Source organism: Bacteroides sp. HPS0048, from assembly GCF_964240755.1.
Taxonomy (GTDB): Bacteria; Bacteroidota; Bacteroidia; order Bacteroidales; family Bacteroidaceae; genus Bacteroides; species Bacteroides nordii.
The window spans coordinates 14,914-27,973 of the sequence record NZ_CAXSVC010000002.1 but is presented as its reverse complement, the minus strand read 5'-3'; the positions used below and the strand labels follow the sequence as shown (position 1 = coordinate 27,973).

Genomic DNA, 13,060 nt, shown 5'->3' with positions numbered 1-13,060 from the left:
CCGTTAATATTAGGCACGGATTCCTATATCCGTGCCTGATTTTTATATATAAATAAGGTATGAAAAGAACCCTGGTACATATTCTCCTCTTTCTGTTTACAGGTCTGGCATTGTTTTCGGCTTGTGACGATGAGAACTTTTCTACCGATTCTTCTCTCAAACTGGCTTTCTCTTATGACACCCTGCGTATGGATACTGTGCTGGCAGGTATCGGTACTTCCACTTACCAGTTAAAAGTGTACAATCGCAATAAGGAATCGCTGGTCATTTCATCCATCACCCTGGCAGATGCAGCCAACTCTGGTTTCCGCATCAATGTAGATGGAGCTAAAGGCAACCACTTTTCAGACGTTGAATTACGGGGTAAAGATAGCTTGCTTATTTTTGTAGAAGCTACGTTAGCTCCCGAAGACCGTGATGTTCCTTTTTTCAAAAAAGACTCCATCGTGTTTATCACGAATGGCAACTGGCAGGATGTTAAATTACAAGCATACGGACAAGACTTTCTTTCTTTACGTAAAAAAGAAATCACCCAGGATACACTAATCAGTTCATCCCGCCCTATCGTTATTTATGATAGTTTGAGCATAAAAGAAGGTGCCCGGCTTACTCTTGCTGCCGGAACACGCCTTTATTTCCATGGTAAATCAAGTATACAGGTACATGGACAACTTGTGGCAGAAGGTACACTTAATGCTCCCGTTGTATTCCGGGGCGACCGTACTGATAAAATGTTTTCTAACCTCCCCTACGACCGTTTGCCGGGTCAATGGGATGGTATTCGCTTCCATACCTCCAGCTATGAGAACTCACTGAACTTTGTCGATATTCACGGAGGAACATATGGTATCCGTTGCGATTCGGCTGCTGTAGACCGAAAGAAACTCACACTTACTAATTCTGTTATCCGCCAGGTATCGGGCAACGGGTTGGAAATGACTTCCTGCCAGGCAACCATAGGAAACAGTGAGATTAGTAATGCCGGTGGCCACTGTGTCAGCCTGCTTGGAGGTGATTATGAATTCGTACACTGCACACTGGCCAATTATTATAGTTGGGATATCAAGCAAGGGGTCGCCCTTGCCCTCAGTAACGAGAAGAAAGAAATTGCTTACCCACTGACATTAGCTGCGTTCCGTAATTGTATCATAGCCGGTTCGTCCAGTGATGAGATTAGTGGCGGACGTTCAAAAGACTCTTCTATACCTTTTAATTATTATTTCTCCTATTGCCTTATAAACTCAATAGAGGAAAAAAATGATAAGATAGTGAATGTTATATGGAAAAAAGATGATAACTTCCAATTGATAGACAAACGGGGAGAACAATTGTACGATTTCCAATTAACTCCTAAATCGGCCGCCATCAATATAGGACTGGCTGATGATGCCCGCAACTATCCGCAGGACTTAAAAGGAATGCCCCGTCTTGAAGATGAAGCACCGGATGCCGGATGTTACGAATGGAAAGAGAAAACAGAAGAAAATGAATAAAGGGATAATTATCTTATTATTCCTTTTCTTATCCCCCTCCTTACTCACAGCGCAAAAAGAAAAGAATTTCCGTGTGATGTGCTGGAATGTGGAAAACCTGTTCGATATCCGTCATGACTCTCTAAAGAATGATTATGAATTTCTCCCCAATGCGCTTCGTCACTGGAATTACACCCGTTACAAAAAGAAACTGGTAAGTATAGCACGTGTTATTACAGCGGTTGGAGAATGGACTCCTCCCGCATTAGTAGGACTTTGCGAAGTAGAGAATGACCGTGTCATGCGAGATCTTGTACATTACTCCCCTTTAAAAGAACATGGATATCGTTATGTTATGACTCACTCTCCCGACGAACGGGGCATCGACGTGGCCTTGCTTTATCAGCGTGACCGTTTTAAATTATTATTCCATCGATCTGTTCCAATAGACAACGTCCATTTACACAAGCGCCCTACAAGAGATATTCTACATGTTTGCGGACTTTTATCTACCGGTGATAGCCTGGACGTATTGGTTGTTCATCTTCCTTCCCGTTCAGGAGGAGCCAAAGAATCGGAACCTTATCGCCTGTCCGTTGCAAAGAAAATCCGCTTGGAAGCAGACAGTATACTAACCTCCCGCCGTCGTCCACAACTGATCATCATGGGAGACTTCAATGACTATCCGGATAATAAATCCATTGCGGAAGTCCTTACAGCCATTGCGCCTCCTCCCTATCCCGAAGCATTAAAACTATATCATTTATTAGCCGGAAAAGCCAAAGCCGGAAAACATACATTCGGCTCTTATAAATATCAGGGAGAATGGGGGCTATTGGATCACATGATTGTTTCCGGCACTCTCCTGAATATTTCTGCACCTTTTTTTACCAATGAAGAAAGGGCAAACGTAAGCCGCCTGCCCTTTCTGTTATCCGATGATGATAAATATGGTGGAAAACAACCTTTCCGCACTTATTATGGTATGAAATATTTAGGCGGATACAGTGACCATCTACCTATATATACCGATTTTGAGCTGAAAGAAAATCAAAACAGTTTCTAATGTTCCATTATTCCACTCCTGACCCATCCGGGTATTTCACAAAATCTCCGGTAACTTTTACTACAGGCATGGTAGCATTTGTCTTCTTTAAATGGCGAGTCAAATCCTTTGCCAGTTTCAAAGCTATCTTCTGATATGCTTTTTCGCCGATAAGATTATGTTGTTCCGAGATATCTTCTTTCAGATTGAACAGAGCCGATGTCTGCGATTCATAGTAGTAAATCAACTTCCAATCTCCTTCAATAACAGCACTTTGCGGAGCACCGGTCGTTTCGTGCCGTTCTCCCCAGTTATTAGGATAATGAAAATACAAAGGTCTCTTCTGATCTCCCTGTTTCCCTTTTAACTGTGCAACAAAACTTCTACCATCAATAATCTGTGGAGTATGTATTCTCCCTTTCATACCGGCTAACTCCAGTATACTGGGAAAGAAATCTTCTATTATCACAGGAGTTACATTCACTGTAGCAGGTTGTGTGACTCCCGGCCAACAAACAATCATTGGCTCACGAATCCCACCTTCTTTTAACGAACCCTTTCCTTCACTCAACGGATAATTTTTATTTGTACGTCCAATGGTATATCCCCCGTTATCGGACATAAAAATAATAACTGTGTTTTGAGCAATACCTTTTACTTCCAGATAGTCCATAAGATCTCCCAAACTCTTATCCATGCCTTCCACCAATCCGGCATACTGCGCTTCTTTATGCGAAAGCCCTTTGGCTACGTATCTATCATAAAACCTTTTGTCAGTGGCAAAAGGGGCATGAACAGCATAATGGCTCATATACAAAAAGAATGGTTTTTCTTTGGCAAGTGCTTTGTCCATAAGCCCTTTGGCTTCCAAAGTCAAAGCCTCAGTCAGGAAAGTATCCGTACCATGATATTTTTCCAGATCCGGTACTGCCCATATCTTTGCCCATTCCGGATTTCCGTTCGCACCATATCCTTCTTCTCCCAGATAACTTCCCATAGCCCCGGCAGCATGTCCGGCGATGTTATAATCGAAACCAATAGCCAACGGATCAGCAGCCGGAGTATCCAGAGAGCCAAAATGCGCCTTACCTACCATCATGGTTGTATATCCGTTTTCACGAAGCAATTCCGGCAGACATTTAGCATAAAAAGTGTAAGGTATACCTTCCTGCGGGCACAAGCCATTATAATTCCAATCACCGAATGCCAGCAAATCGTTCTTCCTGTCTGTCGAAACATCTTTCTTCAAGGTCCAGTTAGTCACCCGGTGCCTTGCTGCATTAGCTCCGGTGAAAAGGCTCACCCGTGATGGTGAACTGATCGAGTTGGCATAAGCATGAGTAAACTTAACCCCCATTTGAGAAAGTCGCTCCATATTGGGCGTATGATAAATCTGGTTTAGTTCCGTTGTCTCCGTCCAGAAAGGAACCGAAGTATCCTGCCACCCCATATCATCCACCAAAAAGAGGATGATATTAGGCTGTTGTTGGGCTGTTAACGGTCCGGATAAAATCAAGACAGAAGCAGCAGTCCATAATTTACGCTTATCTACATTCATGGTATTTTCTTGTTTAATAGATTTTTTCTGTTACAACTTGGCAACTGCTTTAATTTACTTTTCAGTAGTTACGCCAATCTCATTCATTTCCACCTTTGCAGGAGTATCAGTCGGCGTAGTAGCTACCAACCTGATAAAACGTGCCTTCACTTTTTCCTTAAATGGTACTGTTTGCGGAAGCGGGTTGTGCATGATGTTACTAAATTCACCATTTACAGGCACTTCCTGCCAATTATTTCCATCAGTACTTACAAAGAATTTATACTTGAATGCCATGGTCGGTTTTGCCTCAGCCTTAGCAGGAGCATATGTAAAAGCACTTAATATTACCGATTTACCTAAATCAATGGTAAATGGAGAATCAGACACCTGTTTCCAGGTAGTACGCGGCAAGTTATTCCAATCCACCCCTTCACTTTCTTCTTGCAAAGGAGCCACATAGAAAGCTGCTACCCGGCTGATATTAGCAGTCAGACGACAACTTTTAATTTTAATTCTTAACTGATTGGCTTTTACATCAGGAAAACGTAACAAACGTTTATAACCAACCGTAGTCCCCTGAGCTATCTCTTTCCAACCATCAGCAGTCTGTGCCTCCACAGAAAAAGCTTCTACACGTTGTCCTCTTGCGATATCTTCCTGCAACATCACTACATTAATTTCCGAGCCGGATTTCAGTTTATAGGTACGCTCTCCATTCGAAATAGCCTCCCATAATTTCTGTCCCTCCTTCACCCTGTCATCTGCAAAAGCCTGTTTACGATATTCGGCAAACTCTTTCAAACGAGTCACATCCGCCTCATTAATCAATCCGCGACGATCCGGCGGAATATTCAATAACAAGACAGAATTGTAACCAACGGATTGGAAATAGATATCCGCCAAATGCTTCAGACTTTTCACCTTGTTATCCTCTTCTTTATGATAGAACCATCCCGGACGAATAGAAACATCCACCTCAGACGGGTACCAGAAGAGTTCGGTTGCATTCTTCAGTATATCACGACTCCCTAAATCTTCAGCCTTACTGAATACCCCCAACCGTTTATTATTTTCCTCCGAACGGGCATAGATTCCCGGAGTAAGTACCGTAGCATTCCATTCCGTTTCACGGCCAATTCCTTTTTCATTACCAACCCAACGCACATCATCTCCCATTATAGCCATCACAGCCTTAGGCTGCAACTTCTGAATCGTTTTATAAAACGTATCCCAGTCATAGACCTGTTTTTTCCCGTTAGGACCTTCACCATTTGCACCATCAAACCACACCTCGTGTACTTCTCCGTAGTTAGTAAGCAACTCCGTCAATTGTTGAATAAAAAACTGATTATATTTCGGAGAATCGCCATAACATGAAGCGTTTCTGTCCCATGGAGAGAGATAAACACCGAACTTCATTCCATATTTATCACAAGCATCACGAAGTTCTTTCACAACATCCCCTTTACCATTCTTCCAGGAAGAAGAAGCTACGGAATGGATTGTAGTTTTGGTAGGCCACAAACAGAAACCATCATGATGTTTAGCCGTTAAAAGGACCATTTTAAAACCAGCATCTTTCAGTGTACGTACCCACTGCTCTGCATCCAACTGTGAAGGATTAAACAAAGCCGGATCTTCTGTCCCGTCTCCCCATTCACGCCCGGTAAAAGTATTAATACCGAAATGCAGGAATGCTGTCAGTTCCATCTGTTGCCAGGCCAATTGCTGTGGAGTCGGCACTAACCTCGCCGCCATATCTACTTTCTCCTGAAGTGTGGCATTCTGTGGAAACTCCAAATGCTTCACATAATACCCTTTCTCATTTTGTGCCTGTCCACTACAAATCGAAGCGAACAGAATGACTAATAATAAAAGTTTTTTCATTGGTTGTATATTTACGTTTAGTTCACTATATTCACCATAGAGTTTCACAGAGTCACACAGAGTTTTATTTATTTTAGTTTCAACAATAATACTCTGTGGTACTCTGTGGTGAATATTATCTTTTTTCTCCGAAATCAGTTTGTTGCTGTTCCACTTCTTTCAATTTATATTGATTCAATTCCATCTGCAATTTCTTTACTTCACGGGCACAATCTTCATCTCTCACTTTATCTGCACTTTTCTCCCGAACCATTTTAACAGCTGCGTTTTCTTCCGCTACATCAAAAATTAAAGGATAAATGACCGGATGTGTCTCTATCTCAATCGCTTCACTGGCAGGCATCTGCTTACCTTCTATCAATACAGAAGCACGAATTTTAATCTTCCCCGGAGTGGTAGTGGACTTCACAAGCACAGGTGCCGTACCCCACTGTACGGAACGAGGATTGGCCATCACATCCTCTCCACCCAAAATTACACCTTCACCCTCTATTTCAAAACGAATAAAATAATTATTCAAACGCTTAATATTTCCATTATCATCGGCAACAGCTGCAATTACCGTCACAATATCCGAACCGTTAGCCTCCATATTCATACCCTCATTATCAACCCATAACAAAAGCCTTGAAGGACGACGTGACGGTGACACCTTATGAGTAGCCACTACTTTTCCATCCATAAGTCCTTCTGCAAGCATATATACATCTGCTTGTTTTCTCTGACGGGACAAAGCCTTATCCTGCATAAAATCATATACATCCTTAAATGTTATCACAGGCGAAGGCATCCCTTTCTCTCTTTTTTCTTTTTTATAATTATACTGTTTACCATCCTTAAATACCGTCAGGCGAACTTCTTCACAATTGGAGTAAACCGTCACATCCTTTGGTGAGAAAGGAGTCATAGCATGCGCAATATATACCATTGGCCCGGTTTCGGCAATCAAATCTGTCTTTTGCGGACTACGCTGTGACTTAAACATATAATATGAATATTTGGGCTGGCGGAAAGCATCCATAATCCCTCCATAAAACGGATCGGGATGATATCCCCGCTGATGATCGAATGAATGCCACAAACAGCCTCCGATATGTTGACGGCTTGTTTGGAACAACGTTTCATAACAAGTATACGGATAAGAAGGATTAGCATATCCCTGTGCCTGAATCAACATAGGTGTTTCTCCCCAGGCACGGCTGGCACGACTGGGAGAATTATGCGAACTCCAATCATCCACATTGTCTCCCCATTCACGAGTGAAATACGTTATTTCCGGATGTTCTGCTTCCTCTTTATCTACTCCTCTCAAATGAGGATGTTTGAAAAGCACAGGGAAGTATTCATGCCCTTTGGCCTCTGAATCACAACCTGTATAGCAATAAGGGTATGGATATTCTTCCATCACAATATCTCTCACTTTCTGTGCAAAGTCGGCTGGATACCAGGTCTCATTCAGAATAGGTTCCCACATCCATACAGAAGGATGGTTACGATCTCGCCGCACCATGTTCCGGATATCCGAATATACCCGCTGAGCAAACTCGGGAGCCTCATTCCAGAACTGCCATCCCGGAGTATTGACTATCACGAAAAGTCCAAGTTCATCACAAGCATCCATAAAAGCCGGGTCTTGTGGATAATGGGCGTTCCTGATCACTTTCAGTCCTGCATCTCTCAACTTCTTCGCATCCCGCCAGTGCATACTGTTAGAAAGTGCATTGCCTACAACAGCAAAATCCTGATGGCGATTGGCTCCAATCAATGGAGCATCATAAGGTTTCCCATTGAGCCAGAAACCGTCTTTTCCTTTAAATTCGATACTGCGTACACCAATACGACGTTTATATCCATCAATCGTATTTCCGTGGTTATCCTGTACATATACATGCAGTTGATACAAATAAGGAGAATCCGGCGACCAAAGGTGAGGGTCAGAAATTCTGATCTTATTGGCAACAACCGCAGCCTTTTGTTTTCCAACAGAAAGTTTGTGAGTAGCTTCACCAACCTTTTCAGCATTAGCATCCAACAGTTCATAGACGACCCTCCCGTTAAAAGACTGTTTACGGTCATTTCTAACCTGTATATTCAGTAAAATATCCGCTGTCTGCTCTGACACTTTATCAAAAGCCACAAACAAACCACCTCCTGCTACCTGATTCTCATAATTCGGATCAGTTATATAAACATCATTGTGAGCTATCAACCAGCAATCCCGGTAAATGCCCCCGCAATAAGTAAAGTCCAATACATCCTGTGCCTTCCCGGGAGGATAAAAAGGATCATCGCTATTATCGGCCCATACCGCTATTACATTCTCTTTTTCAAAAGTCACATAAGGAGTTATATCGGCAATTACGGGCAGAAATCCTCCGAAATGTTCATTAATCAACTGACCATTTATCCATACCTTTGACTTCCCCATAATAGCTTCGAAATGGAGAAACAGCTTTTTACTTTTAAGACTATTGTCAGGAGTGAAATGCTTACGATACCATACTTCACCCTGATAATTTATACATCCGCTGGCTTCAGTCGGTAAATATTCTATCCCGTCCGGCAATGAGACAACCGCCCAGTTATCATCATCAAAATCTACCCGATAAGCCTCCGGAGCACTTCCTTTATAAAAACGCCAGGCCGGATTCATCGAATACACTTCACGCCCTGTGTGCTCCAACGGATAAAAGCCAGCCACAGAATATTGAGGCTGATAAGCTGCTCTCCCCGGAACGACCCATAGTAGAAACAGAAATAATAAATAAAAAACTTTTTTCATATTATTCTTGGAATTAGTTATGCTATCTATACAATCAAACCTTCAAAAATAACCTACATTTATACATTACTCTCAAAAGTAGAAAAAGAATAAGATAATTGGCAAAGGTCAACCATACTAAATAATAATTTCCTAAATATTGCTCTAATCCGTAACTGACCGAAGCTGCAATACAACGGAAATTCACTACCTCACCGAGCACGTAGGCAGTAATAGAATTCATGCCATACACTTTCAACCAATTCAATCCCCGTGTATGCCCTTTATAATCAATCCAGTAATAAAACAATGCCATGAGCAAAAAGCAATAGCCACCGGACAGTAACGTCATACTGGCTGTCCATAAACGCTTAATGACAGGCATTTGCAAACTCCACAATTCTGCCAGACCGATCAATAACAGACCAATAAGCAGTAATATTTGTACCACCTTTTTCCGGTTCGTCTTGCCTTCTTTCATTATCTTTCCGGCAAAAGCTCCAAGCATCACAGTAACCCCAAATGTCAGGCTACTCCATATCCATGTATAATTGTATTGAGATGAAAAGCTCCAGGTTCCGTCTTCATTCCAAAAAACTCCATCCCGGAAACGTCCCAGAACCCATCGATCTACCTGCTCTGCAAAATTTCCTGCCGGGGTAAAGTCACCCAGAAATGTCATAGGAATCCAGTAGACAAGAAGCAATAACAGCGTTATTATTATCTGCCATCCGAATGAAAAATGTAATTGGATAACTGCTGCAATAAAATAACCAACAGCAATCGATTGTAATGTATTAGAATAGAAATAAATGTGCTTGCTATCAAATCCAAGCAAATTTCCCTGGACAATCATTCCGAAGACAAAAAGTAAAATAACCCGTTTAAGAATCCGTCGGTAAACAGGCCAATAATCTACAGAAGCAGTCTTGTATTTAGATAAGGAAAAAGGCATTGAAGCCCCTGTCATAAAGAGAAAAAGCGGCATTACAAGATCCCAGAAACGAAACCCTTCCCAGACTTCATGGTCCAACTGATATAGAACCTCATCGAGAAATGGCAGATTCAACTGTCGTGCCAGTGCAACGAACACCGGCTGAAAAAAGACAAGAAGAAATAAGTCAAAACCTCTAAGTATATCCAATGAGGCTAATCGGGTAAAATCATTTTCCGGTATTTTGTTCATGGTGTTTTATAGATTTAACCCCGGAAGAAAAACAGAAAAACCAATGAGGTACCTCCTTCCAGAGATATCCTCATTAGTATATATCACTCTCTCTCTTTTACTTCACAGGATAAATAGTGAAATCAAAGGTTTGCTTTGTCAATGGAACCAGATAGGAAGGCAAAACTCCCGGACCACAAGTAGCAGTACCTACTCCAGCTTGTTCTGCATCCAGATGTATTGTTATTTTGCCGTCCCGTTTCAATTCATTAATATGACGTGCCTTCTCTAATATTACATCTGAGAAAGGAACAGTGCTAAACTGGAATAAAGAATTTGCCTCTATCCAGCAGCCTTTCCCATGTTCGTCAGTCAGTTGCAGCCACCGGACATCCGTCCGGTTACCTGTAGACTGAGGAACAACATAATAATGGAACATCCGTTCAGGAGTTGTTTTATAAATACCTATCTTACCTGATTGATTCCGGTCAGTATAGGTTTCATGTTCCCCACGGCCCAGATAAGTTACATTTTCGTAGGTATCCTTCATTTCAAAAGTAACTCCCAATCGAGCCATCGATTTTACCAATGAAGTATCCGGTTCAAAAGTAGTCTGCACTTTCATGGAACCGTCACGGTTCAAAGCATATATAAACTCGGCATTTCCTATTTTCTTTCCTTCGGCATTCAGAATATCGGCTTTCACAGTCGTCTTATTCTTACCTTCCTTCAAAGAAACCACCTTTTGTGTCAAATGGCCCAAGCCAGCCTGTTTCCAGAGTTTGGCTCCATTCTGATCGCGATTATCATTATCCGTAGCCGGACGGAACAGGCTCAAAGTTATCGGACTTGCCAATAATTCTTCTCCATCCAGACAAAGAGACTTCAATGCACCGGTAGACTTATCAACTACAAACGTTGTGTTCCCCGCTTTGCCAGGTTTGCCGGACCAACTGTTTTTAGATACAGGAAGTACAAACTGATCATAGGCAACTTCCCAATCGGATGTTACTAACGGAGTAGCCTTCACCCGTGTCCAACTCAGATTCAGATAAGCTTCGCGAAGCGTTTTAGGAAGTTTCACAGCTCCCAAAGTGATATCCACCACGGCATGCGGGGCACAAGTCACCTCTTTACTTCCCTCAGCAACAATCGTTCCGTCATCTCCCGTCACACTCCAATGAAGAAGATACTCATTCAAATCCGAAAAATCGAACCAATTCTTCACACGGATAGTCAGGTTCTTCTTATCAACCAATGTACTCTTGATATTCTGATAGATCTTCTTTACCTCCAACAGATGCGGATGGGGCTCACGAACAGCATTCACCAAACCGTTACAACAGAAGTTACCAAAACTCGGCACATCTTTAGGCCCGTAATCGCCGCCGTATGTCCAATACCAGTTACCATCCTGGTCTACCTCACGGAAAGACTGGTCCACCCAATCCCAGATGCAACCACCCTGAGCCATCGGTTCATTTTCAAAAACATCCCAATATTCCTTCATGCCACCGCAACTATTCCCCATGGCATGCAGATATTCGCAAAGAATAAAAGGACGGTAAATATCCTTACGGGCTACGTACTCTTTAATGACATCCACACTGCGGTACATACGGCAATAGATATCCGTATTGTAATTTTCTTCCGCACGTTCATATTGTACGGGACGGTTCTTTTCTACCGACTTCAGCCAGTCATACGTACGCTCAAAATTAATTCCATTACCGGCTTCATTGCCTAATGACCAGATCACAATGGCAGGATGATTCTTTGAACGCTCATACATACGATGCGTACGATCCATATGAGCCGTAAGCCACGTACTGTCTTTTGCCAAAGAGGCAGGTCCGTAGCCCATACCGTGAGATTCGATATTTGCTTCATCAATCATATAAAGGCCATACCGGTCACAAAGCTGATACCAGTAAGGATGAGCAGGATAATGGGAATTACGGACGGTATTGATATTATGCTGTTTCATCAGCTTGATATCCTCTTCCATCAGTTCCTTACTTACTGTACGCCCCAACTGTGAATGCTCATGACGGTTTACCCCTTTCACCAATACAGGCACACCATTGATACAGAAACGACCGTCCTTTATTTCAGAAGTACGGAAACCGACTTTCGTCCCGGTCACCTCAGTCACTTTTCCATTAGCGTCTTTCAATTCCAATATCAATGTATACAGGTTCGGATGTTCTGCACTCCATTTTTCAACATCCGGAATACGTTTCTCATCAAAAGTAATCAGATTGCTCAAACCACGGGATTTAACCGGTTGACTACCATTCAACACTGTCTTTCCGGCCTCATTCTGCAATTCATAGGCAACGGTAGCTATTCCGGCTGCCGCTCCTTCTACAGTCACATCAAGTTCGAAAACGCCGTCTTTATAAGTATTCTTTTCAAGGATAGAGGTCACTTTATAATCGGCAATATATTGCTTGGGAGTACTGTAGAGATACACATCCCGCTCAATACCGCTTAACCGCCACATATCCTGACACTCAAGATAAGCACCCGCACTCCAGCGGTAGACTTCAAGGGCTATTGTATTTTCACCTTTTTTCAGTTTGTCGGTAATATCCCATTCGGCAGGGGTCTTAGAATCCTGATTGTATCCTAAAAACTCTCCATTCACCCATGCATAATAAAATGAAATGACCCCTTCACAGCAAAGTATCACCCGACGGCCTTCCCAACCGGCAGGAATCGTAAAAGTACGACGATAAGACCCCACCTCATTCTCTTCAGATGGAACCAACGGCGGATTCTTCTTGAAGTTGAACATCTTATCATCAAATTCATAAGTCTCGTTTACATAAATAGCCGTACCATATCCCTGACGCTCCCAGTTGCCCGGCACATTGATATCGGCCCATCCTCCGGTATAAAACGAAGGTTTATAAAAATCTTTCGGACGGGTATCGGGATTCTTCACCCAATGGAACTTCCATTTGCCATTCAGACTCATATAATAAGGAGATTCTTCATAAGCTCCTTTCTGTACATCAGCAGCAGTTGCATACGGCCAGACATAGGCATGGGGATTCAGCTTATTCAATCCTACCGCATACTGGCTCTGCCATTCGGGCCGTTGTTGTGCCGCAGCGGGAATGATAACCAGCACTGCCAGCATCATCAGATAAATTTGTTTTAATAAGTTATTCATGGTTTTATG

At 42.5% G+C, this 13,060-nt stretch carries 7 protein-coding genes; 2 read left to right on the top strand and 5 right to left on the bottom strand.

The annotated features are described in order from the left end of the window. Positions 1 to 59: 59 nt before the first annotated feature. A complete protein-coding gene (locus ACESQI_RS01360) occupies positions 60 to 1,493 on the top strand; it encodes a hypothetical protein (protein ID WP_278511395.1) in 1,434 nt (477 codons plus the stop codon). Beyond that, positions 1,486 to 2,538, top strand: coding sequence for an endonuclease/exonuclease/phosphatase family protein (locus tag ACESQI_RS01355; RefSeq protein WP_373125386.1), 1,053 nt, complete (start codon positions 1,486 to 1,488; stop codon positions 2,536 to 2,538). The genes ACESQI_RS01360 and ACESQI_RS01355 overlap by 8 nt, the downstream gene beginning before the upstream one ends. Before the next feature lie 7 nt (positions 2,539 to 2,545). On the opposite strand, the gene ACESQI_RS01350 is transcribed toward ACESQI_RS01355, so the two are convergent. The 5 genes from ACESQI_RS01350 to ACESQI_RS01330 form a co-directional block, all read right to left on the bottom strand. Then, positions 2,546 to 4,075 (bottom strand): sulfatase, encoded by a 1,530-nt coding sequence (locus tag ACESQI_RS01350; protein WP_373125385.1) that lies wholly within the window; start codon positions 4,073 to 4,075, stop codon positions 2,546 to 2,548. Positions 4,076 to 4,129: 54 nt separating this feature from the next. Continuing rightward, positions 4,130 to 5,944: an alpha-L-fucosidase gene (locus ACESQI_RS01345; RefSeq protein ID WP_373125384.1), complete on the bottom strand. Its 1,815-nt coding sequence runs from the start codon at positions 5,942 to 5,944 to the stop codon at positions 4,130 to 4,132. Between the two features lie 115 nt (positions 5,945 to 6,059). Beyond that, the gene (locus tag ACESQI_RS01340) at positions 6,060 to 8,726 is read right to left on the bottom strand and encodes a glycoside hydrolase family 2 TIM barrel-domain containing protein (protein ID WP_373125383.1); all 2,667 of its coding nucleotides are present in this window, start codon (positions 8,724 to 8,726) and stop codon (positions 6,060 to 6,062) included. 34 nt (positions 8,727 to 8,760) lie between these two features. Next, positions 8,761 to 9,891: an acyltransferase family protein gene (locus ACESQI_RS01335; RefSeq protein ID WP_373125382.1), complete on the bottom strand. Its 1,131-nt coding sequence runs from the start codon at positions 9,889 to 9,891 to the stop codon at positions 8,761 to 8,763. A gap of 97 nt (positions 9,892 to 9,988) precedes the next feature. Continuing rightward, positions 9,989 to 13,051, bottom strand: coding sequence for a glycoside hydrolase family 2 TIM barrel-domain containing protein (locus ACESQI_RS01330; protein WP_373125381.1), 3,063 nt, complete (start codon positions 13,049 to 13,051; stop codon positions 9,989 to 9,991). Positions 13,052 to 13,060 lie beyond the last annotated feature (9 nt).